Genomic DNA, 24,738 nt, shown 5'->3' with positions numbered 1-24,738 from the left:
GTAAATCCGTTGTCGTAGAATTCGGTGTTCCTGATGGTTAGCTTGCTGGACTGCACCCAAAACAGCAGGGGCGATTCCCAGAGCGGCGCATAGCTTGTATCCGAACGAATAACGCACGAATCCAAGAGTACTTGAGCGGCACGAACCCTGAGTATTGAAGCTCTTTGCTTCATGCCGCAGTGAGTGAACGTACAGTTTACAATTCGCGCTTGGGCGTTCCGGACAGCGATTGCGCCGCCAAATCCTGCCGAACACGTGTCAAACCGGCAATGCTCAATGATGGCATTCTGTCCCGCAATCCGGATTGCACCGCCTTCTTCATTGAAATGCGCGGATGCGTTGGCAAACCGGATTCCGGAAATCTTTACCCACGGCTGCGGTCCGCCCTCATCGGCGCTGGTCGCACAGCGCAGTGTGTCGTCGCCGTTATTCACGCCGCGCCAAACACAGGAGTCAATCAGCACGGTATCACCGGATAATAAAAACGGTCCCGCAATAGTCAAACCTTGCGACGGAATTTCGACGGACTCATTGTATGCCCCGCGAGCAAGAAGAATCGTGTCGCCTTGCAGCGCCGCGTCTATTGCAGACTGAATATTCTGGTATTGATCCGGAACATGCCGGATGCTTGCAAAACATGCGCAGCTTGCCGACAGCAGAAGAAGACAGGGCAACCCTTTGGCTATCAGCAAACTCAATTGGGCTGACATTGCGGCGGACATGAAGCTGCGGTTACACTGGTGTAGAAATAGACTTTACCGTTTCCGGCCGAGCAATCCCCTTCGCATGCCGTACACCAGACTTTGTATCGAATGGTCATCGGCCCTTCCATTGCATGCCCAACTGTGGTTGCATCGGAACCGCATCCGCAAAAGTTTTGGTTGATATTCCAAAGTTCAGTTTCAACACCATTCTCAACTTTGAAACACTTGATCCTCACCGCTTTTGAGGTGGGTGAGTCATACAGAAAGTAGGTTTTGCTGATCTGTTGCCCAGAAGCAATCGTGTAATCCACGGAAGACCATGTCGCACCGCCGGTGTCATTGCAGCAGACATCCGTGACGTGCCGAGACTTGCGCGGCAAGGATCCCCGTCAACATCAAGACCCAAAATGTGTTCTTCATGCTCTTGCTCCTCAATGTGTTACCTCCGGCGTCGTGCGCGCAGGGTAACAACAATATAATATATGCCCCCCCCCTATTTGTCAAGACCTATGTTACAAAGTCACAAAGTTTTCTTGACCCGCTAAGTTGCGCAAAAACAGTTGGGTGTTTCTTAAGTGTGAACTCATTTACGCACTCTTTCTGGACAATTGAGGCGAGCCAAATGGCTCGCCTTGTGTGCATTTTGCAGAATGCCTTGAACGCGCTATTTCATGTAGAGCAACTTCACCGTTGAGCTGATTCTCTTCTCTCCGGCCAACCGCGCAAAATAGATTCCGCTCGCTTGAGACTTTGGCTGCCAATCTCGAATGTGCACACCTTTGTTCATTCTGCCGCTAAAAACCGTTTCAACGCGCCGGCCGGTTAAATCAAAAATATCAAGTGTTATCTCCATATCGTGCAACAGTACAAACTCAATCGTGACTGTGCTGTTGAAGGGATTGGGGTAGGCATTGCCGATGAAGGTTGCAGGAATCTCAACCGGTTCACGTGGCTCCGGTGCCGCAGAGAAAAAGCTTGTGTCTTCTTCCCATGGTTCGTAAACGAGACGATACGATACAGTATCTCCTTGGCCAAATGGATTTCTCACGGAATCATACGGGCCGGACTCGTGTCCCCAGAAATTATTCTGCACATACCCTTGCACTTGACCACCGCCCTGATAGGCCGCGTAACCGACATTTCCCATGAACACGTTGTGCTTCACTTCATCCGGCCCGGGACCGTGGATGCCTTGAATCTGACCGGAAAACGGCGCCGAACCCGAGTACAAACCATTCTGAACAATGTAGTTTCCCGCAACTTCCCGCGTATCAGAGTTGTCTCCATAAATTGTTCCAAACGAAGTGTGACCACCTTGAATTTCCTGAATCAGGTTATGTTTCACTCGAGTTGTGTGATCCGAAGAAGTGTCCAGTGCAAACACGCCGTGCATTAACGCCCTGAAGTACGGTTCAAATCTTTCAAAAACGTTTCCAACTGCTTGAAACTCTGTCAGCGAATCAAAAGAGCCCTGTCCATACAAGCTTTGAGTGAGAATGTTGTCATGAAAGTGGCAACTGTCGAGTCGAAGATACTTAATAGGCTGACCGCCATCTGCGATCATCACCTCTATGTGGTTGTCATAGGCTTCACAGTTCACAATCTCAACAGAATCTGGAGGCTTTGATCCATAGACGAACGTGCCGCCCCATTCATAGTGACTGTATCCGAGATCTCGAAAGATCGAGTTCCTAACAATTAGTTTGCTTCGCTGGACCCAGAAAAGTAAGGGCGAGTCGAATATTCCAGAATAGGCAGTGTCACTTTCAATGATGCATGAGTCAATTAGCGCAGTTCCTGCTCGAAGCCTGAGTACAGATGCAAGCTGAATTTGACCGCAATGGGAAAACCTGCAATGGCGCATGGTCAATTGACCTTGACGCACAGCAAGTGCTCCTCCGAAACCCGCGTAGCACGAGTCAAAATGACAATGCTCAATTGTAGCGTTTTGTTGAAAGATTCGAATTGCGCCGCCTTCGTCTGTGGCATAAGTGCCTGAGTTTGCAAATCGAATTCCGACAATTCTGACAAATGGAGCGTTACCATTTGTTCCGTCACTGTGCAGACAGCGGAGCGTGTCATCACCGTTGTTAACACCAACCCATGTGCAATTGCCTATGTCAGTGGTATCTCCGGAAAGCAAGAACCTGCCGGCGATAGTCAAATCGCGGGCAGGCGCTTCTACAGATTCAACAAATCTGCCAGTATCGAGTAAGACTGTATCATGAACTTGCGCAGCGTCAATTGCCAACTGTATAAACGGAGCATCTTGGGGAACTCGAATGATTGCAGCCGAGACCTCCAAGCCAACACAGGCAAGCAGGGCAATACAGCACCGAAGTGTGCACATCACTAGTTTGGTTGGCACTGCGGGGGACAACTTGCCGCTGTTGCGCTTGTGTAAAAATAGACCTTTGACTGTCCGCCACTGCAATTATAGCCTGGACAAGCCGTACGGTACATCCTCATCCTAATTGTTTGCCCACCGGAAATCGTGTGACCATCTGTTGTTGCCGTCGAGCCACATCCGCAAAATGTCTGATTGATTGTCCACCTTCTTGTTCCTGTGGAACCGTCTCCATTCACATTGAAACAATCTACTCGCACTCCATCTGTAGTCGGACTGTCGTAGTGAATATAAGTTTTTGTAATCTGCTGTCCTGTCGGAATTGCGTAGTCCACACTGTCCCATGTACTGCAAGTTGTGTTGGTAATGCTTACACACATACTCGCTTCCGTTTGCGCCGAAACTTGCGCGGCAAGAATCCCCGTCAACATCAAGACCCAAAATGTGTTCTTCATGCTCTTGCTCCTCAAATTGTTACCTCCGGCGTCGTGCGCGCAGGGTAACAACAATATAATATATGCCCCCCCCTATTTGTCAAGGGTCTGTAACATTGTTACATAATACCGATGTGGTCACTGCCAAGTTACTACACAATAAGAAGTAATGCCCGTAGAGGTGCGAATTGAATTTCACACTCTGGTGACGTAATACAAACGAGGCGAACCGCTTGGTTCGCCTATTCTATTATCGACTTGTAGCAGCAGGTCTTGTCCGACGGCTTTATTCAAACACCGGTTCAACGCGATAAAACTCTTGCGCGGCTCCGGCCCACGGCGTCAGTACCATTGTCGTATCAGTAGTGACATATACTTCACCGTAAGAGCAAAGATCGCCGCTGTATTCAAGATTGCGGCAAACACGGTAGCATATTGCAGTGGGATACGATTGCCAGCGAAGCAGCACCTCGCCTCCTAACGCAATCGCAACTGTGAGATCAACACGAGGATAAGGCATCGAATATATCCTGACGGTCTGCGCATTCTGAGCTGAGGTCCATGTTACAATCTTGCTGGCACAATCTTCCGTATCGAGGATCCTGACAATATATCGCGGGACCGAGATGGTGGAATCCAAGAGGCTTCCATCATCCGGACTATAGAGCTTCAGCTTGTCATAGGCCACATAGCCAATGATCTCACCGATTCCAGGGTTATTGCATAGTGTGAAGTGTGGTATGAACTGATTACTTTCCCATCGTTCATCCAAAGTATTCAGGTCATAACACCTTGCGCCGTTTCCGATCTGGCCGTCCGTATAAACACGTGCTGCAACAGCAAATCGCTGTTCGCCGTCTGTCGTAGTTGCAGCAGCCAAGTTGCGATTGTCCGTGCAATCGTAGACATATCCTGTGTCGGGATTGTAATCTACCCACTGATAGCAGATCGTGTCAATTGAATGACTCTCTTCGACCACCGAGCCGACCAATGCAAGCCCCGCACTCACATTCCAATCGTACGGTGGGTCATCGTCATCATAGATGATGTGTTTGTGTCCTGCAACGCCAGCCTTAAAATCAGCTTCGTCGTTGAAAGGACGAATGCCATGAACATTGGGTTGATTGTATACTGCCTCAAAAGGCGAGACTGTAAACATGAACGAGCGTGCATAGTCGTATGACGAATTAGTTCCGGTATTGTCGCAGTATGCTTGTCGATTCGTGGAAAGCAGAATTCGCTGGCTTCGTGCGGGCAGCGGTGGCCATACGCTTAGTTCTGTCGGTGCCAGCCCTGACTCGAGGCTGTTGCACCATGCCTCATTGTTGTAGTGGATGCACTCGGATTCTCCGGTGACAGAATTCATCACGACAACTGTTCGATTGCCCGCTGACCACGGAGCAACTCCGCCGACAAGAACGAATAGTAGATCACCTTGCTCATCTTTCGCAAGTGCCAACTTCTCTATGACAGAGGTATGCCCTCCCTCTCCATTAGTACTGCAAATGGTGTCATCTATGAAAAGCGTATCGGTGCCTTCTCCAAGCCTAGTTTCATAGACGATCTGCCTGTTTGCCCATCCCCCGATGACCGCCGCCCACCCATATGTCGAATCACCCATCCAATGCTGGACGTCCCATGCGCCGGTTCCGGGAGGAAGCTCAAACTCGGCAATCAGTTCAAGCGGAATCTCCGCCCGCGCCAGAAGAGCCGAAAAAAGTATGGCCAGAATAACTTTCATGCCTATAAGTTAACCTCAAAAACCCGCAAAAGCAAGAGAGTTTTGCCCCAAAACAATCAAGGCGGCCCCAAAGAGCCGCCTTGCCGAACAATCTTGAATGAAGAATCTATTTCGACGGCTGCATGCCGAGTAACTCCACATCGAAAATCAGCGTCGCGTTGGGCGGTATTACGCCGGGGTAGCCGCGGTCTCCATAGGCCAGCTTGCCGGGGATGATGAATTGAGTCTTGCCGCCTTGCTTCATCAGTGCGACGCCCTCATCCCATCCGGCGATAACACGCTTTTGGCCGAGCGGGAACTCGAACGGGGTGCCGCGGTCCAGCGAGCTGTCAAACTTCTTTCCATCAGGGAACCAGCCCGAATAATGGACCTGCACAATGTCGCCCGGCTTGGGGCTTGGCCCCGTGCCGGGAATCAGAACGACATATTGCAGTCCGGAGGCGGTGGTAATCGTGTCGCCGGGCACCTTCCACATGCTCGGACCGGCTGGCTTTTCATTGGAGGTTGGGGTCTCATTCTTCACGGGTTCGGTCTTCGGGGTTTCATTTTGGGTGGTTTTCACGGCCTCTACGGGCTTATTGCCGCCGCCGCAGCCAAGGGTGCAGACGAGCGCCAGAAACAGGCAGGATCGCAGGATGTTCATGGAAGTTCTCTCTTAGTGTTGACCGACTCGAGGTGGCCTTGTTTTTAAGTCTGTTTTCCCGTAATATAAGAAAGCATCCCTATGGGTGCAACTCATCGTAAGTAATTATTCATGAAAGGCTCGCGGGCCATGAATTCGTGCCGTACCATACTGGAAATTAACACCCGGCTATGGCTTAGACAGCTCGGAAACGGGACACCCATCACACTCTCGGATGTTGCGGGCGAACATTTTGACCGCTGGAAGTCCCGGGCTGTTGATGCCGTTTGGCTGATGGGGATCTGGACACCAAGCTCCGCATCCCGACAGATCGCGCTGGTCCATGAGGGGTTGCGCAAGGACTATAGTGAAGTACTTCCCGATTGGAATGAAGACGATGTCACTGCCTCACCTTATGCTATTGTCTCCTACGATGTCAATCCGGAGTTGGGCGGAGAAGAAGGATTAGCCAAGTTCCGTGAGAATCTTCACGCACGCGGAATGAAACTGATTCTGGATTTTGTTCCCAGTCACACGGCACGCGATCATCCGTGGACGGAGTCTCATCCCGAGTATTATGTGCAGGGGACGGAAGAGGATCTCGCTCGCGATCCGGACTCGTGGTTTCACGTAGAAACCGTGCACGGCCCGAAGGTTCTCGCCCATGGTCGCGATCCATACTTTCCCGCATGGTCGGACACCGCTCAGCCGGACATGCGCAAGCTTGACACGCAGATTGCGGTACTTGGCGAGCTGCAAAAGGTTGCCGCCAGGTGTGACGGCGTTCGCTGTGACATGGCGATGCTGATTTTGTCGCATGTGTTCACAAAGACCTGGGGCGGAGACATGCGCGAGTTCTGGCCGGGCGCGATTCGTCTTGTGCGCGAGAAGAAGAAGGATTTCCTCTTCATCGCCGAAGTCTATTGGGGACTCGACCCCGAGCTGCACGAGATGGGCTTTGATTACACCTATGACAAAGATCCGCTTGACTGGGCGGTCGGACCGACGGGGCTCTCGCGGGTGCAGTTCGATTATGATGAAGAGAAACATCGCCGCCGATTGCGTTTTCTGGAGAATCACGACGAGAAGCGGATCGCATCGCGTCTCTCCTTTCCGATGCACCGCGCCGCCGCGACGTGGATATTCACGCTGCCCTCAGCTAATCTGTTCTATCAAGGGCAATTCATGGGAACGCAGCTGAAGGCTCCCGTGCAGCTGTTGCGAATGCCGAAAGAGGAACCGAATCAGCAGATTTCGGAATTCTACGACGCGCTGATGAAGGTCATCGGCCATGACGCCAAACGACTCGGTCAATGGGCCTATCTTCATCCGCGGCAGGCATGGCAGGGCAACGAAACGTTTTGGCAGGTATTAGCGCAGGCGTGGGATGATGACGACAAACATCTTCGCATATTCGTGAATTGGGCGGACTACCGCACGCAGTGCTGGGTGGATTTGCATTTCGGCAACTTGCAGGGCAAGGAGGTCGTGCTGCGCGACATGCTGTCCGACAAAGTTTATATTCGGGACGGCGTGGAAGTGATGATGCGCGGCATCTATCTCGATATGGAGCCGTGGGAAGTGCATGCGTTCGACTGCGAAGTGCGCGACGCCGCGGCGGTGACGAACGAAGACTCAGAGGAAGAAATTCCGGCGATGCTGCGCGACGCGCAGAACCGGGAACACAAGAAATAGCAACCGGACACAATTACATGATACTGGTAACCGGAGCGGCGGGATTCATTGGCAGCGCGGTCGTCTGGTCGCTGAACCAGCGCGGCATAACTGATTTGATTCTCGCCGACAGTTTTGGAAAGACGGACAAGTGGAAAAACCTGCGCGGTCTCAAGTTCACGGAGTTCGTGGACCGCGGAGATTTGTTTGACGCGCTGGAGACTGCGGAGTGGGCAAAGGACATTAAAGCCGTTGTTCACATGGGCGCATGCGCCGACACGACGCAGGCCGACGTGGATTTCCTGATGACGTGGAACTACGAATATTCGCGGATTCTCTGCGAGTGGTCGCTGGCCAACAACGCGCGCTTCATCTACGCATCGTCCGCCGCCGTTTATGGAGACGGCGCGCTTGGGTTTTCCGACAAGGATGAGTTGACACCCAAACTGCGCCCGCTAAACGCCTACGGCTTCTCCAAGTGGCTGTTTGATATGTGGGTTCTTGAGCACAAGCTGCAGGACAAAGTCGCGGGCTTGCGCTTCTTCAACGTGTTCGGCCCCAACGAATATCACAAAGCGCGCATGGCCAGTGTCATCTTGCATGCCTATCCGCAGGCGCGTGATACCAACAAAGTCCGTTTGTTTGAATCGCACCGCAGTGATTTCAAACACGGTGAGCAGCGCCGCGATTTCATACACATTGCCGAAGTGTTAACCGGAATAAAATTCCTGCTTGACAAACCAACCGTCAACGGCATCTTCAATTTAGGCACCGGCACACCGCACACCTACAATCAGCTCGCGGAAAACGTCTTCAAAGCGCTCGGCAAAAGAACAAACATCGAATATTTCCCGATGCCTGAAGATCTGCGCAACCGCTATCAATATGAAACCTGCGCCGACATGACCAAGTTCTACGCCGCAGGCCTGCCCAAATTCACCGACCGTTTTGGTGAATTCGTGCAAAGCTATGTCCGCGATTACATGGACAAAGGCGGGAAATATTTGGCGGATGTGTAATTGTCTCTTCTTGTGCTTCCACTATCGTCTCTCCACAATCTAAGTATTTGCTGATCTGTCGTTGAATTCTAATAATCTTTGTTCTCTTCTTTCCCGTTGCTCTTGACAAACGGGGGGCAGTAGTATATTGTAGGTACATTGGTAATTTCGCCGGAGGAATATTGCTACTCACCTCAAACAGGGGAAACAGAAATGAAAAGCACATTTTTGGTCGGAATGATTCTGGCGTTATGGACGTTCATTGCTTTTGCGCAATGCAGTTGGTGCGTGACAGCGTCAGACAATGTTTGTTGTGACGATAACTATGGAACGGCAGTAACCTGCACACTTCCCTGCAATACCAGTTCTATTTACATTCAGTATGAGGTTGCGACCAATAATCGCATCGAGTTTATCATCGCGGACGTATCCGGCGGTGGTTATTCTGAGCTGGTTCACGGAAACGATAATGATGGAGAAAATTGCGGCTGCAAGAGATACTTGGTATATAACTCTCCTGTCAATGCAGGGCACGAACTGTCGTTCAGGGTGAAGTGTCGTGATTGTGAGGACGATTGCGACAATGGCAGCGAAAGTGTGAAATTCTTTACACCCTCTGGCAATACCTGCGCCGCGAACTGCGACGGCAGCTGAGACAGGACGGATGTTTGTCCACTTGCTTTGTTGGCTGACTCTGACAATCACCCCGTCCTTCGGGGCGGTGTGGTTTGTTCCGGACGACTTTGCCACTCCACAGGCAGCGCTGGACAATAGCTCATCCGAAGACACGGTTGTCTTGCGCGATGGTACATACCTGGGTCCAATCATGCTGCCTCAGCATAGTATCACATTGGGCAGTGAATCTATTCTCGATGAAGATACTGTTCACATTGCAGCATGCAGAGTCATTCCGGATTCTGGCGCGATGACGAGACGCTGTCTCGACACACCGGAGGAGGCTGTTGACAGCGTATATGTTCGCATCATTGGTTTGACAATCGCCGACGCGAGATGCACGGGAAACGATTCATGGGGCGGTGGACTCCGACTGCGTTATCGAACGGCGTACGTTTCAGATTGTGTTTTTGAAGAATGTTTGGCAACTCGTGGCGGAGCAACATATCTCGAACAATCCGAGGCCTACTTTTCAAGTTGCACATTCAGATTAAATGACGCGCTGTCTTCGGGTCGTGTGCTCCGTGGGTTACAATCAACGGTTGTATTTGCGAACTGTGATGTTGGCCCGAGCGGTTACTTGGCTGACGATCCATCCACAGAAGCAGAGTTCGTCCTTGATGACTGCGAGTTCAAATTCCTTCACGGCCGAATTCACGGTTTAGGAACAAGCGCGCAAGGTCGAGTCACTGCATTGTCGCTGATAGATCGCTCTCTTTGCGATTCTATAGTTTTCAGAAACTGTACGATTGACAGCAATGCTTTTTCGCAGTTTTTTTCGGGTGGGAGTCACGGCGGGATGCGAAATCTCTTGCTGGATTCATGTCGTATTATTGGCAATACTGTTGCCTATGGATTTCTTGTCGCAAGCGATTTCGATTCGCTGCGTCGCGTGGTCATTACTCGCTGCGCGTTTGAAGGCAACCGCAGACCCGGCCCGCAGTTTGGCGGCGCGGGATTGCTGACTTTTGACGGCACCTGCGATGACGCGTCCTGCGACAGTCTTTTGCTCGCAGATTGTCGCTTTCACGATAATGAAGGGGGTGCATTCTCGTGTGTACAGGTGAATGGGGACGCTGATCCCGCCGCATTTCGTTTGCGCCGCAATTCGTTCACTGCGAATCGAAATTTCAACGTGACATCTCCTCCCGGGGGAGCCGTCTTTACATCTTCTCTTGATTCGGGGATCTTTGAGCGCAATGCCTTTCACGGCAATATCGGTCATGCCTTTGACACGTGGGAATTCGGTGCAACAGGTCATGCCGTATTGAGTTGGTGGGGCGATGCCACAGGACCATACGAGCCGGTCAGTAATCCGACAAGTCTTGGCGACACTACTGATCAGCATACCGTTTACGATCCATGGTTGCTGTCTGAGGAACAAATATTCGATTCGGTGGCCGAAGCAGGCAACTATTTGCCGTCGCCAACTTTGCCATTTTTGACCAATGCCTATCCCAACCCCTTTAACTCATCCGTAACAATTGAATTTGTTCTCTCGAAAGATCAAGATATCGCTCTTGAAGTTTTCGATTTAATTGGTCGGCGCGTGGAAACGATTTGCAATGGTCGAATGAGGAAAGGAGTACATGTTCGCAATTGGATTCCGAACGGAAAAGCAAGCGGGATTTACTTTGCGAAACTTTCCGGCGATGACATCGCTTCGACAGTGAAAATGTTGTACTTGAAATAAGAACACGCATTGAGTAAATACGAAACGGGGCGCCCCTCTCTGGAGCCGCCCCGTTTCTCTTTTGTCAAGGCAGATGGCGTTCCGTTACTTGATCGCCGAGCGGGGATTAAGCGTAGCGTTTCCCCGCCGGAATCTGGTTACTTAATTAAGACAACCTTTTGCAAACTGGTTTTGCCCAGCGCATCGAGTCTCACGAAATACACACCGGTCGGCAAAGCGCTCTTGGAATTCTCAGCATTCCAGGTAATGGTGTGCTCACCGGCTTCATAACGTCCTTCGAGAATCGTGTTCACTTCCTGTCCCATCACGTTGAATGCACGCAGCGTGACAGTCGCGGCTTCAGGCAGAATGAAGGTCAGATTCGTGCTCGGGTTGAACGGATTCGGATAAGCAGGTTTCAGTCCGAAATCATTCGGCACAACCGCCGAGTTAATCTCATTGGTTTGACCGAATCCAATCATGTTGTTCTCGCTGTCCCGCAGCTCATAGCGAACGCGTATGGCCGGCGCTTCGCCTTCCGGCAGCGCAAGCTCAAAGCTCGCCAGCGTTCCGCTGCCGCTGATTCCCGGCACATCACGGCTCAAGCGGCCGATGTTGATGTCCGCGTAGGCGCCGTCGTGATGCGCAAGGAAAATCGTCTGCGCGTTGCGCCGCAGCAAATCACCTTCGCTCACATTCACAATCATCGCGTGCGGCGTCAGAACGTCCACCACGAGATGTGCGGTTGTTAAGCTGTTCGCATCCGTTTCGATGCTCACTTTTGTCACACCGTTCATCGTCGAATACGCGATGCGCAGATGTCCCGTATCGTCAAGCGATAGCAAGCCGTTGTCACGCGGTGCGCTCGAATTGCCCGACTGGCTGTTGTACCATGTGTACATCGTGGACAGCGAAAGCAGGTCAAACGCGTCAAGACGTCCGTCCGGATTGGCGACCAGATTCGGCACCTCCGAACCGATGTACGGACCGATATCCGCAATCGGATCAAAGTTCATTCCGTCACCGTTCCAGCCCTGCGTGAACACATTCACGTCGGCAAAATTAATCTGACCGTCCGGCTCAGGCACCATGTTCGGAGCGCTGCCCGGAGAGCCGCTCGTCGTTGCGATGTCCGCCAGTCGTCCCGCACGCACCGTCAAACCGTTGCGCTGTCCGTTCGCCAGCGGAATGTTGCCCACACTCCTCAAGTCCGTCGTATTGGCAAAGCTGATGGCGCCCGAAGACGGCAATGTGACGGTCGTCAGAGCTTGCACGGTGATAGTGGCGACGTTGCGCGAGCCGTTCGCCGACAATCCGTCATTGTCACCGACCATAGAGGCGTTGATTTCAAATGTGCCGGCGCTGTTGTTCACGTCCGTCAGGAAGACCGTGTTCGTGAAACGCTCGCCGCTCCACAGATTTCCTTCACTGATATTCAGAATTTGTATCATGGTCGCCGGGAAAGTGCACGACGCGCGCACGGACACCAGCGAGTCAGGATTGCTCATGGTAAGGCGAATTGTGCGCACGGCACCCGGCTGCAGCAGCAAATAGCCGTCACCGTCCAGCGCGTCCACAAGCGAAAGCGCCGACGAAACATTCGTGCTGTCCGTTCCGTCCGTGCTGTCACCGCCGATTTCTACGAGCCAATCGCGCTGCACTATCTTTACCACTTGGTCACGATCTGCATCAGCGGCCAGAATCACCAATCCGCTGTCTTCGGCCATGACGCCAAGCCCCATCGGATTGACAAACTGATTCAAGCCGTTGCCGTTGCTTCCTGCTTCGGCGAAGAACACCGGCGCACCGTTGCCGCCCGAGCCTGTCGCTTCAGTATCCTTGTAGATTACCACTCGGTCATTGCCGTTGTCGCTGACCACGAGATATACCTCATCGTTCAGCGTGATGACTTCAATGTCCTGCGGCGCGCTGAGCAAATCGGTTGCACTGCTTGCGCGTGACCACGCCACCTTGCTGCTCGTCCACGACTCCGGATTCAAACTTGAATTCGGAGTGTAAGCGAATTTCTGCAGCCGGTCGTTTCCCGTGTCGCACACATAGACGTCATACACACCGAGATTGTCGTTATAGGCCGCCGCGACACCGCGCGGATAGGAAAGCTGACCGGACGCCGAACCCAGCGTGCCGAATTCCGCCTCGTCAACCGATTCTTCATACATCACGCGAATGAACACACCCGCATCGGGAATCGCACCGTGCGCGCCGTCACCGAAGCGCAGCTCTCTCGTATAGCGGTTAATCTCACAATAGCGGTCGCCCGGACCTGCAATCAGAAGATCCTCGACAATCGTCCACGGTGTGTTGTCCGTGCTCGCCCAGACGGTGAACGTCTCTTCGCCGCCGATGGTCGCCAGTTTGAACGTCTGTCCGGGCGTGCCGTCGGATTGACCGGGCACATCCCAGCGCGTATCGCCCGCAAAGCAATTGTCAATATTGTCATACGCGCGAATTACCTTTACGCGGTGATTATCCGTATCGGTGACAAACAGAATGTCATTCTTCTCCGCCGGAGTGCCGTCAAGTTCGTAGTAATCTCCCACATTGAAATTCGTCGCGTCTACGTCATCCGTGGAGGACACGAAGTCCGTCGTATTGGTAATCGTGAACGACAGCCCGGGAATGCCAGAAACGTCCGCCACGCCGTGCGTCCAAACGCGCCACGCCTGAATTTCCGCTAACGTCGTTTGATCGGTAATCGAGATAATGCCGTCGATGGTTTTGAATAAACCGCGCGGCGATCCTCCGCCAAGCGTTGTGTAGGCTTTCGCACAGGCAAAAAACGGCGCCACCTGTCCCGCAATCGTCGGGCAGGCCAGGCGCGGTTCATTGGCGTAAACCGTTGCCACGGCGCCCTCTTCGAGAATTTCCCGTCCCGTCGTCGTGGTCAATGGCGACCACGTTGTCATGGCGCTGGTGTATTTCTTGTAGCGCAACCCTTCCTGATCCACCGTCGTGCCATACGCATACAGCACGTGGATATCGTTATTGCCGTCAACAGCAACACTGAATGCCAGCGGAGCGACATCATCACCGGTTGTAATGACCGTGCCCGCACCGGACGTGAAATTGCCGTCCACATCGCCGATGCTGTTATAGCGCAATTGTGCCTGATCCGTGCCGTAAGTTTCCGTGCCTGTTCCGGCCCAGAACACCCACACCGCGTCATCAACCAGCACAATCTGCGGAAGCGGGAATGCTTCACCGCGTCCGCCTCCGTCTGATACAAAGCCAGCCGCAGTCGTCACCGGATCGGGTGTTCCCGCCGTGAAACCGCCCGATTCATAACTTCCCCACACCGAGCCATTGAAGAGCATGTAACTGATGTCCGCAGGAGCGGCGGCATCCGAGACATAGGCCATATAAACGCGGCCAACATTATCCATCACTGCATGCGGTGCCGAAAATCCCGTCCCTGATCCGTTCGCAACAAGCGTCGCTGCACCCCATGAGCCGCTGTACACGCGATAGTAAACATCATCGTCACCCGCCCAAATCAGGAACACGTTGTCCGACGGATCAACCAGCAAGTTGCAGTAACGGTTATCCGCCACCGTGGACGGTGTCAACGCCGTCGTCAACTCGACTCCTGCCGACCAGCTCAAGCCATCAGCGGAAATCGAATGATAGATATGACGGTCGCCGCTGCCGTTCACTGCTTCATAGACGACGTGCAATACGCCGGTGCTCTCGACTGCGATGCGCGGACGCGCATGCACTCCCGTCAATGTCGCCGGGGAAATCGTCTGCGGAGCTGACCACGTTTCGCCGTAATCGTCGCTGTAGGAGTATGCCGTGCCCGGATCGTCATTGTCCGAGGTCATGACCATATGCAGGCGGCCGCGAGTCGCGTCCCAGATAAGATCAACTTCGTCCACATCCGGAGCAGCGGAACCGTTCATGGTTGTCGCGGTGTCAAAAGCAAACGTGATACGATAGTCATGACCGAGATAGGTATTCTGATTGGTGATGCTTTCGCTCAGCGTCGTGTTTGCGACACCTGACGGAGTACCTTCGGCCACTGCGCCGTCGGTGTTCGTGCCAAGGTCAACAACTTCCACGTCGTAAGGACGTCCCATCATGCCCGGATAGGTATCCACATGAGAAAACACTCCGCCCGTTCCGATAGCCGTCAGGTCGTAACTTGCCAGCGTGCCATTGCCGCCGGTCAGCGCATTGACCAAATACAAATCGGCTACCGCGCCGACTCGCGCTGAAGAGTTGAGCGCCAACGATGTCAAATCCGTCATCGCCGGATCGGTCGCGGACGACGCCTCATTGAGCTGCAGCGGAATATCCGTCGGAGCAGATTGATAAAGCACATAGTCGATCTCACCGACTCCCGATGTGCCGGGCGGAATCGCGTAGGCGTATTCCACTCGCACGCTGTCCAGCGCGTTCAAATCCCAGCCAAGCGGCAGCGTCGCCACTCCGCCCGTGTTCGGCACACCGCCATACACCATCGTGTACACGGAATCCGTCGCGCCGTAACCCGTCAGCGAGTTTACTCGTTGAAAGAATTTGCCGTTCACCCAGATGCGTTCACTGCCCTGCACGGTTTCACCGTACGTAAATTTAACAACGCGGCCGCCGAAGTTGCCCTGAACCGGAGTCGCGCTGTAGTAGAGCGCTTCCACGTTCCAGTTGGCCGGAGTCGCGAACACCTGCACGCGGCGGTGATCGTGATCCAGCACAAACGCGCGCTGCGCCGCAACCGAACCAAACAGTTCAACGGCGGTCGGTGACGAGAACGGAGTGGAATAAAGCGGCAGCGGATTATTCACCGTGTAGTCAAGATAGCTGCTTGAATCCGCGGTCAATCCGTGGCGCACATGATAGTACGGTCCGTTCCACTCGATAAATGAGCGGTACGTCGGCGCGCCGAACGCGGCCGGTATGCTCATCACTAAGACAAGCAACGATAGCAACAGGATTTGCCAAGTTCGCATGGTCATTCTCCCGAATTCCCGGTTTTTCTGTACCGGATATGTGAATGTGTTAAACTTCATCTGAATGCTCACGGCAATACAGTAATGATTCCCGTGCGCAGTGAGCATGCGCGCATCTGCGCGAACATGTCCAGTCCGAATGTCGAATCCGCATCAAACGCAGCCCCCGCCGAGCCTGGTGCAAGACCTCTGATCTGCAAGTACGCGACAATCCCGTCTCCGTCGGCGTCCGTTCCGACACGGTCGTTGCCGTTGTATTCTATCACCCACGTCATCGCATTCGTAACGCGGTTGTCTCCGTTCTGTATGTTGCGGAAGAAATTGAAGCCCTCATTGTCGTCGAAAAACGGTCCTTCCGTGATTCCGATGACTTCGATGTTTCCCTCCTCAAAGACCAAAGAATATTGCAGCGCCGCCAAATTGTCCGCCGCCTCAAGATGAATCGGCACGATGGCCGTGTCGCCCAAAACGATCTGCGTGTTCGGCAGCCATACTGTCAGCCGCGCCGCCGTGGCGAACGTGCTGTCGCGTCCGACGCCTCGCAATCCGTCCTCATCCACCGCTTCCGGCCGCACTGCATAAATCGTCGAAGACAGCAATCCTGCCAGCACGATTTCATGATCCATCACCGGTGTTGTCGTCTTCACGGAGTCCGTCGCCGTTCCCACTCCGTAATAGAGTATCGTCGAGGCCGGCTCATCCGTCTGCCACGTCACACGCGCGGAGGTTTCCGTCACTTCGAGAATTTCAAACTGAGAGATAATCGGCTCGGGCGTTGCCTTGTCCGGCGTTTCAAAATCTCCCGTGAACTCAAGCCGGTTTCCCGCCGAATCAATTACCGTGAGCCGGTACATATACATCGTATTGAACGAGTAGTTCGTCAAACCCACGCTGTGCGAATCCGCCATCACGTTGATATTGACAAGCTGCGTGAATACGGTCTGACCGTAACGGAATTCGCCCGTCGTCGGACGGTTCGCCGACCATTCAACGCGCATTCTTCCGTCCACCTCCACCACGCGGTAATAGTCAATGCTGAACTCCGGCGGCGCTATCGGCTCAGTCGGTCCCGAAGAACCTCCGCTCCCGCACGCCCCTATGAGCAGCGCCGCCGCAATCATAGCCGTTATTTTCATTTCGTTCAGTCGCAATGTCTGCTCTTTCCTATTTCTGATTTCTCATTTCTAATTTTCACTCGGTGAACATGATCTCCACGCTGTCGCGAATGCCGTCCGCGTACGCCACCAGCCAGCCCAATCCCGCCAGCGTATCGGCCGTGAGCGTATCCAGCGCCACTCCGCCGAAAGTGTAAATTGTTCCCGCGTTAAGTGTCCCCATCGGATTCAACAGAATGACTCTGGTCGAGTCCGTCACCGGCTCGCCGTTCACATGATATTCGACAAAAATCGTCATCGTCGAAACCCCGTCCGCCGGAATGGCGTTCGGGCGCGCTTCCACGGTCAGCGTGCGCGTCTCCGCGGCTTGCGGAGTGTCCTCGTTCGAATCCGTCGGCGATGTGCACGACTGAAACCAAACGGCCAGCGCGCATAACAAAATGAATCTCATTCTCCGTCCTCGCGCGGCGGCAGCGACAGCGCCGCTTCACGTCCTGCGTTGCGATAGGCGCGCATTGTGATTTCCCGTGCCTGCGACACGCTCACTTTTTCCTTCTCTAATGAAGACAGCAGCGGACTGCGCAGCCCGTCGTTCATCATCGCAGTCGCCATCACGATGCGCTCGGGATAGGCCGATTGTTCGTAAAGATCGATAAGCTGAATGCGCAGTTTGCACGCGGCTTCGATTTGCGGTTGTGTCAGGATCAGCGGAATGGTCAACCCGTTATCGCGCACCACCGATTCGTCCTCGACGTGCGTAATGAGCAGCCAGCGTGTGCTCGGATAAGCCGCGCTGATGGCGGCCATCGTATTCCAAAAACTTGTGCGGTTCATTTCATCGAACGGCAGCCCCGGTCTGTCCAGTGACGGCAGCGGCTGCACCACATCGAACGAGTTCTTCATGGATTCACGCAGTTGAAACCACAGCTCGTCGTTATCGGCTAACGGCAAATCCGACAGCGGCGGTGCGACGAGAATCGCACCTTCGCGCATCGGTGCCATCGGCGCCAAATCACGCGGCGGAAAAACCGAACGCGGCAATCTTGTTTGAAAACTGAGAGCCAGCGCGCCGCCCATCAGCGGATCATCTTCAAGCTCGGCATACACTCCCGGATGCAAACCGAATCCCCACGGCAGTTGAATATCGAGTCCGCCGCGCAGCACTTCCGTATCCGGAAGATTGCCCACGCGGGTGAGGGATTGTCCGTAAGCGATGTTCGCGCCGACGCGTTTTCCGAACGGTGTCAAGGAAAGTTGCGTGCCCCAGCGAAACGCCTGCTCGCTGTTATCGGATGTTCCGAAGTATCCGAAGAATGCGTTAAGCTCCGCGGCTCGTGATGGCGACCACACCGTTGCAAGTGAAAGCTGTCCTGCGGTCTGTTCGAGAGAATAGGCAGGCAGATGCACGACCGCGTTGGTGGTCGAATCGTAATAGCTCTGTTCGTCGCGGAATCCTGTCGGCAGGATTAAGCTGCCGTTCAGCCCGAAGTTGACTCTCTCCTTATAAGAGAGCGGCCACACCGAAAGTCCCAGCCGCGTGTCCTCGGCTCCCTTTTGGAAGGCTCCCCGGCCGGCAATATCCCGGTTTCCCGAGCTTGCGGAAAGGGACAGTCCGGTGGCCAAACCGACCTCGAAACCGACTCCCATCCGGTCGTCCTGCCAGACATCATTGGAGAGCTGAGCGCCAAATCCGGCCAGTCTGAGGGTGCCGACAGGGACAGGTTTTGCCCCCGCGAGGGGGTCGGAAATGGCACCGGACGGCCAGGATTGCGCCTGCGCCAGCCCCGCCAAGACAAGGATAATTAAAGTTTTAGTCTTCATGTGACTCTATATAACAGATGCCGTTGCACCTTCTGGTCACACTTCAACAAAGCAACCCATGTGCCACCAGCGTAAACGCTGGACCCATTGCGCTAACGCAGCCGCTTGGCCTTCCATTCCCCCTCGTCATTCACGATAAACTAGGTCGAGCCTCCCGGCTCGACTCCGCTTCTGATTCCCCCTCGCTTTAGCGGGGGGGCAAGGGGGGGTGCCAAGCGCCACCAATACTCCAACAGCTGATTCCCCCTCGCTTTAGCGGGGGACTTCTGAATAACAAAAGCGGCCCTCACCTGAGAGCCGCAATTCGATTTCTTCACATACTACCGACGGCCTCCGGCCGTCTGATTCCCCCTCGCTTTAGCGGGGGGATTAAGGGGGGCTTTCGCACAAAAAAAGCGGCCCTCAAATGAGAGCCGCAATTCAAAATACTAAGTCGAGCCTCCGGCTCGACCTGCCTTCATTCTGTCATCCTCGGTAAGGATCTATTCAAGCGAACCGAGAATTGGTGAATCACCCACAAAAAAAGCGGCCCCATCCGGAGTCGCTTGAAATGTTTTAAGATAACGCCTACTAGCGCACCATTCATTGCATCACGTCATTTACTGATAAACAGTAACAAGATAGAACAATGTTTCAACTATAACGTGCCTTACTTATTACATCCCAAACACCTTTGTCAGATCGCAGTGCAACAACAAGATCGTGAAACATATGGGCATTTACATGAGAAGTTTTCTCTTGAACAACTATCAACCTTACCATCAGAAGAAGTACGCTTACAGGATAATCGCCATAGTTGTCAAGTGATGAAAAGGTTTGAATAAGTTTCTTGTCAAAGTACTTACAAGATTTAAAATAGCTATTTCTGTCCTTGATACTTCTTAGATCTGTGGTAGTCGTCCAAATTCGATCGATGTGGTCCAGAAGTCTATTTGTCAACCGTTTTTTCGCTTGTCGTTTTAGCATTAAGTCTACTGCCCAATGAGAATGCGCGGGGCTTCGGTCATCACTCCATGAAACACCATTCCAAACACGATATTTAACCCGAATATCTAATTGTCTGCGCCGCCCCTTCCGATTACCGCCTTTGAAAACGCGGACCTCGAAGTCGGGATGTGGCTGGTAAATTATTAACGGGCTTTTCAATCTATCCCCAAAATAATTCTCAGCAAATTCTTTCGTGCATAAAACGATCTTGTAGTGCTGTTCTTCACCCCTTTGGTTCGCGCTTGAATGTACTGGCCATATCGACCACTCAGAGCATTAAAACCCTTTTCCCTAATGATCGATCTGATCAGTTCATAGTCTTCAATGATTGCACTTACTAACGCAGGATCGAAGAGGTCATAGCTTGCCACTTTCACAAGCTTAGATTCTGGTTCAGACTTATCAACAAATACGCGGGCACAGACAATCATGCTCTGAAGTTTATGAAACAGATCGCTGTTGCCAAAATCTGTGGCAACAACTTTTTCAGCGTTGACCGATGTGATCGCCATCGTCTCCTTAAGCACAATTCCACTTTTTGTTTGCTTAAGAGGAACTACTTTTAACTCCCAATACTCTCCATTAGGCGCTTGAATGGAATTATGTTGAATACCGAGAAATGCTTCGACCGTGTGTCCGGCCCAGCCTTTGTTGAGCTTACCACTTTCCTTATGAAAAACTGTTACGTCAAGCTCCTCTGCAAGCTTTCTCAAGTCGGTTCCAATTAACCCACGAATTGACTTTACAGCTTCGGCTCTTGGAATCGGTCTAAGCGTATTAGACATGTTGTCCGATCTGCAGTTTCACTCTCTTCACCGACAAATCCAAATACTTCTTCTCCATATCAATCCCGACATAATTTCGTCCGCACGCAATCGCCGCCAATCCCGTCGTCGCGCTGCCCGAAAACGGATCGAGAATCAACGCGCCCGGATTTGTCGAAGAGAGTACAATCCGCTTCAGAAGTTCCAGCGGCTTTTGTGTCGGATGTTTGCCGAACGTTTTTTCTTCACGCGGCGGCGTTCCAATGGCCCAAATCGAGCGCATCTGTTTGCCCGGCTTCTTCAAAAAATCCTTGCCCCAATTTCCTTCGCGCATCGCCGCGTAATTGAAAACGTGCTTGGCCTTCTCCGACTTGCGCGCCCACAGCAGCGTCTCGTGACTGGCCGTAAAAAACCGGCACGACAGATTCGGCGACGCGTTCGGTTTGTACCACGCGATGTCGTTCAGAATTTTGAATCCTTGCAGTTGCAGCGCGTACCCGCACGCGTAAATCGAATGATACGTTCCGCTGATCCAAATCGTGCCTTCAGGTTTCAACACACGTTGGCAAGCCGCGATCCACTCCATATGAAACCGGAAATCCGATTCAAGCCCCTGACTCTTGTCCCACTTCCCTTTGTTCACGCTCGCGCGTTTTCCGGCATGAACCGTGAAGCCGCCGTTCGAAAGCATGTACGGCGGATCGGCGAACACCATGTCGAAATGATTCTCAGGAAACTGTGCCAGCAACTCGCGGCAATCTCCTTGCAGCAAACAAAATCCGTTTTCATTGAAGTACGGATCAATGTGCTGAGGCAATTCGACGCGAGCGGACGGCACAGCGAAAGCAAGAGGCTTACGTCCGTTTTTGGACATAGTCTTTGGCTTGCCTTCTTTGCGCTCCTTCTTCCGAAGAATCGAATCTGTTAAGTCCGCGTGGCTCAAGGGTTTCTGCTTATCTAACTTATTGATTTTGATCATATTGATCGTAGCGATAATTGATCAAATGATCAACTCGCTTTCGCCTTTCTTCTTTCCTCTTTCCGTTTTCCCCGCTTTTCCGGAGGCCCCCACGCCTCCTCTCCTTCTCGTAAGTCCCAAAACTGCGTTTTCCAACCCCTTGTTTTCTCGAACCCTGAAAGACCGCAACTGTAATGCTCATCACAATTTAGAACATTAGTTCAAAAAATGCTTGACAATCGCCATTTTCAGTAGTATATTAGGGTCGCAACATCAGCAACGCTAAGTTACTGTTTTATGAAACACACATTTCCAACCCAAAACAAAAACAGGGCGACCCCTCGCGGAGCCGCCCTGCTCAAACCACCTATATATAGGAAGGAGTTATTTGATGACAATCGAACCCGGCTCGTCCGTGATCCCGATTTGCGTTATCCGGAAATCAAACGGCCCGCCGCCATCCCAAATCGCCACCGCAATCGACAGCTCGCCCGAGCCGTTGAAATTGCAAGTAAAGTCTTCCACATTCCCCGTCGCTTCGCTCAAACAGCCCAGCTGCGACCCGCACGGCGCGAATGTGTACACATCGTAGTCATTGCCCTGCGACGTCGCCATCTCGAAGCGGTACGTGCCCGTGTTGATATTCACACGGAACCAATTCGCCGCGCCGCGACCGCCCTGCAAGTTGCACTGATAAATCTGTCCCAGAGAAATCTGTGATGCCGTCTCGCATGACGTCGCACATTGCTGGCCTCCGCCGCCGCAGCCTTGCGCACACGTCGCACCCTGCGTCCACACACCGGAAAGTTGCTGACATTGCGCCTGCGTGACATCCTGACAATTCTGATTGTTGTTGTAACAGCACCGTCCGACAGGATCCTGACCGCCGCCCAAACTGCGCACAAACGTCGAAACAAATGAATGCCAGTTTGTCGCGCGCCACTGCAGAGCCGAATACTTGATCGAATCGTCCGCCGTGAACTGTGCAAGCTGCCACGGTATATAGACATTCAGACCGCCGCGCGGAACCGGATTGTCCGGCGCGTGAAAATAGGTGTCCGTAAACGGCACCGCCGCGTTCAAAGCATTGCGCACGCTCACCGCGTTCGAGTTAATCAGATTGTTTCCGGTGAACGCGGGCTGCGCCTGAATCTGGTTCGTGAATTCGCGAATATCCACATACGTCGGATTATCCAGATTCGTCGAGTGCGTGCTGTTCCACGCGTTCAGCACCTGATTCCAATTCGCGCCGCCTTCCTGCACAAGAATATTGCCGAAGTTGCCCAGCGCCGCGCCGAGATTCTGCATCTCCGACATCTTGATCATCGCGTAGTGCGTCGTCTTCTGCTTGAACTGCGCCCGCTGAATCACGCTCTCCACGACCTTGCGCGCGTAATTCTCATTGGACGAACTCTGATTGTCCTTCAGCCAAGCCAGCCACAAATCCGCGCCGAGAATATTTTCCATCGGCATCGTGAACTGACAGCTCGTCATGTATTCACACACACTGCGCAGCTCGTACGCCACTTCGGTCATACTCATCAGGCACGCATGCCACGTGAGAATGTCCACGCGGCCTAAATCCGAGGTCGCAATCGCTTCGCGCGTTTCCGGCAGCGTCAAGAGACCGCCCGCTCCGGCCAAATCGTCCGAACAGCTTCCCGGCCAGCCCGCGCCGTGGTCGTCAATAATCAGCTGATAGCGTTCCGCCGGAAAGTTCGCCTTGCAGTAATTCAAAAAGTTCTTGAGCGTCTGCGGGTCGGACATATCCTTCGTGCCGAGATTCTGCAGCTCCGGTGAACTAATCTGATTCGGATTCTCGTTGGGGAAGTACTCAATCTTATAATAGCGCGCGTTGCCGCCGCCGCCGTAGCGCGACACCATGGCAATCATGTTGATACCCTGCTGGCTCCCGACCTTCTCCATATCCTGCACGTCCTGAACAATGTACGACGTGCCGTTATTCGCCTGGTCGAGGTCATTGTTGCCCGCGCCGTAGAGCATAATTGTCCACTTGGCCTGACCGCCGCCGTTGTCATCGCCGCCATCGTCGCTGCTGCAGCTGACAATTAACGTCAGTGCAAAGCTCAGCACAATCACAGCGGTGCTCCACCAAAACGCTTTATTCAGTTTCATACTCGTCCTGCCTTCTGAAATGTTTGGTTGTCCTGCACACGAATTTAAGAATCTAATGATTCACTCTTACATTTTCAAGTCAATCCACCCAGTCGGCGATAAAGATGTTCGTCTCGCCCATTTCTTTACGCTCGCCGCGGTTGCTTGCCCAGACCAGCTTCTTTCCGTCATAGGACCACATCGGAAATCCGTCGAACGTCGGGCTGTAGGTCAGCCGTTCGAGGTCTGAACCGTCCGGGCGAATGCGGAACAAATCAAAGTTCGGCATCCGCTTGTCCCCCAGACTGTCCGCATAGTTGGTGGTGAAGATAATCCACTCGCCGCTCGGATGCACGTAGGGACAGAAGCTCGCTGAATTAAGATTGGTGACCTGCCTCTGGTTGTTGCCCTCTGTGTCCATAATCCACAGTTCGAGTCTCACGGGTGAGACAGCCTGATTCTCCCACAGATGTCTCCACTTGCCGAACTCTTCTGCGGTCTTCGGATGAAAGGCGCGATAGATGATGTGCTTGCCGTCCGGGGAAAAGAACGGCCCGCCGTCATAGCCGACGGTGTGTGTCAGCCGCGTGACGTTTGAACCGTCAATGTTCATTTTGTAGAGCTCCAAATCTCCGTCGCGCCCCGACGTGAACACAATTTCCTTTCCGTCCGGTGATACGGCCGCTTCGGCATCGTAGCCCTTTTCTTTGGTGAGCTTCACAAGTCCGCTCCCGTCGAGTTTGCTTTTATAGACATCGAACTCGAACAGTCCCCACACATAACCGAGGCTTCTGTCCGGTTTCATCGGACATTCCGCCCCGTGCTCGTGTGTCGAGCAAAACACCAACTCGTCCGAACCGGGAACGAAGAACGAACACGTCGTCGCGCCCGTGCCGGTGCTGACCAGTTTCGATTCCTTCGTTTCCAGATTCATCGTGAAAATCTGGTCACAGTCGAAACTGTCGCGCGTGGACTGATAGACCAGCCACTTGCCGTCTTTGGAAAAATAGGCCTCGGCATTTTCACCTCCGAAGGTGAGCTGCTGAATATTCTGCAAATGAGTCTCGCCTTCAAACCACACCGGCTCGGCGGCGAAAAGCTGCGAGACAAGAAGTAGCGAGAGAAGAATAACCGGAGTTTTCAT

18 protein-coding genes are annotated in these 24,738 nt (G+C 53.1%); 4 read left to right on the top strand and 14 right to left on the bottom strand.

Translation table 11 applies throughout. From position 1 onward, the window contains the following. The 6 genes from HUU59_11750 to HUU59_11725 form a co-directional block, all read right to left on the bottom strand. Nucleotides 1–722: hypothetical protein (locus tag HUU59_11750; protein ID NUO20114.1), on the bottom strand; the 722-nt coding region annotated here is incomplete at its 3' end. After that, the gene (locus HUU59_11745) at nt 695–1,084 is read right to left on the bottom strand and encodes a hypothetical protein (GenBank protein NUO20113.1); all 390 of its coding nucleotides are present in this window, start codon (nt 1,082–1,084) and stop codon (nt 695–697) included. The genes HUU59_11750 and HUU59_11745, both read right to left, overlap by 28 nt. Before the next feature lie 284 nt (nt 1,085–1,368). Further along, a complete protein-coding gene (locus tag HUU59_11740; protein NUO20112.1) occupies nt 1,369–3,072 on the bottom strand; it encodes a T9SS type A sorting domain-containing protein in 1,704 nt (567 codons plus the stop codon). Next, nucleotides 3,057–3,506 carry a hypothetical protein gene (locus HUU59_11735; protein NUO20111.1) on the bottom strand — a complete coding sequence of 150 codons (450 nt, stop codon included), beginning with the start codon at nt 3,504–3,506 and terminating at the stop codon, nt 3,057–3,059. Before HUU59_11735 ends, HUU59_11740 begins: the two co-directional genes overlap by 16 nt. 265 nt (nt 3,507–3,771) lie before the next feature. Next, on the bottom strand, nt 3,772–5,226 hold the full coding sequence (locus HUU59_11730) for a hypothetical protein (protein NUO20110.1): 1,455 nt from the start codon (nt 5,224–5,226) through the stop codon (nt 3,772–3,774). 106 nt (nt 5,227–5,332) lie between these two features. Beyond that, nucleotides 5,333–5,869: an FKBP-type peptidyl-prolyl cis-trans isomerase gene (locus HUU59_11725; protein ID NUO20109.1), complete on the bottom strand. Its 537-nt coding sequence runs from the start codon at nt 5,867–5,869 to the stop codon at nt 5,333–5,335. A gap of 111 nt (nt 5,870–5,980) precedes the next feature. Between HUU59_11725 and HUU59_11720 the strand changes: the two genes are divergently transcribed. The 4 genes from HUU59_11720 (at nt 5,981) to HUU59_11705 (ending at nt 10,888) form a co-directional block, all read left to right on the top strand. Continuing rightward, entirely contained in the window at nt 5,981–7,543 is a 1,563-nt protein-coding gene (locus HUU59_11720; protein ID NUO20108.1) for an alpha-amylase, read from the top strand. 17 nt (nt 7,544–7,560) lie between these two features. Beyond that, nucleotides 7,561–8,541, top strand: coding sequence for an ADP-glyceromanno-heptose 6-epimerase (gene rfaD, locus HUU59_11715; GenBank protein ID NUO20107.1), 981 nt, complete (start codon nt 7,561–7,563; stop codon nt 8,539–8,541). Between the two features lie 192 nt (nt 8,542–8,733). Then, entirely contained in the window at nt 8,734–9,174 is a 441-nt protein-coding gene (locus tag HUU59_11710; protein NUO20106.1) for a hypothetical protein, read from the top strand. Nucleotides 9,175–9,184: 10 nt separating this feature from the next. Next, nucleotides 9,185–10,888 (top strand): T9SS type A sorting domain-containing protein, encoded by a 1,704-nt coding sequence (locus HUU59_11705; protein NUO20105.1) that lies wholly within the window; start codon nt 9,185–9,187, stop codon nt 10,886–10,888. Between the two features lie 137 nt (nt 10,889–11,025). On the opposite strand, the gene HUU59_11700 is transcribed toward HUU59_11705, so the two are convergent. The 8 genes from HUU59_11700 to HUU59_11665 all read right to left on the bottom strand — a co-directional run bounded on the left by HUU59_11700 (nt 11,026) and on the right by HUU59_11665 (nt 24,738). Continuing rightward, nucleotides 11,026–15,834 (bottom strand): T9SS type A sorting domain-containing protein, encoded by a 4,809-nt coding sequence (locus tag HUU59_11700; protein NUO20104.1) that lies wholly within the window; start codon nt 15,832–15,834, stop codon nt 11,026–11,028. Nucleotides 15,835–15,902: 68 nt separating this feature from the next. Beyond that, nucleotides 15,903–16,985 carry a hypothetical protein gene (locus tag HUU59_11695; GenBank protein NUO20103.1) on the bottom strand — a complete coding sequence of 361 codons (1,083 nt, stop codon included), beginning with the start codon at nt 16,983–16,985 and terminating at the stop codon, nt 15,903–15,905. A gap of 40 nt (nt 16,986–17,025) precedes the next feature. Continuing rightward, on the bottom strand, nt 17,026–17,400 hold the full coding sequence (locus HUU59_11690; protein NUO20102.1) for a hypothetical protein: 375 nt from the start codon (nt 17,398–17,400) through the stop codon (nt 17,026–17,028). Continuing rightward, nucleotides 17,397–18,770: a hypothetical protein gene (locus HUU59_11685; protein ID NUO20101.1), complete on the bottom strand. Its 1,374-nt coding sequence runs from the start codon at nt 18,768–18,770 to the stop codon at nt 17,397–17,399. Before HUU59_11685 ends, HUU59_11690 begins: the two co-directional genes overlap by 4 nt. Nucleotides 18,771–19,912: 1,142 nt before the next feature. Beyond that, on the bottom strand, nt 19,913–20,542 hold the full coding sequence (locus HUU59_11680) for a hypothetical protein (GenBank protein NUO20100.1): 630 nt from the start codon (nt 20,540–20,542) through the stop codon (nt 19,913–19,915). Continuing rightward, the gene (locus HUU59_11675) at nt 20,535–21,395 is read right to left on the bottom strand and encodes a site-specific DNA-methyltransferase (GenBank protein ID NUO20099.1); all 861 of its coding nucleotides are present in this window, start codon (nt 21,393–21,395) and stop codon (nt 20,535–20,537) included. Before HUU59_11675 ends, HUU59_11680 begins: the two co-directional genes overlap by 8 nt. Before the next feature lie 468 nt (nt 21,396–21,863). Further along, the gene (locus tag HUU59_11670) at nt 21,864–23,615 is read right to left on the bottom strand and encodes a hypothetical protein (GenBank protein ID NUO20098.1); all 1,752 of its coding nucleotides are present in this window, start codon (nt 23,613–23,615) and stop codon (nt 21,864–21,866) included. 79 nt (nt 23,616–23,694) lie between these two features. Beyond that, on the bottom strand, nt 23,695–24,738 hold the full coding sequence (locus tag HUU59_11665; protein ID NUO20097.1) for a PD40 domain-containing protein: 1,044 nt from the start codon (nt 24,736–24,738) through the stop codon (nt 23,695–23,697).

The organism is bacterium (genome assembly GCA_013360195.1).
Classification (GTDB): Bacteria; Electryoneota; RPQS01; order RPQS01; family RPQS01; genus JABWCQ01.
Note: the sequence above shows the minus strand (reverse complement) of the source record. Positions and strands in the feature narration are given on the sequence as shown.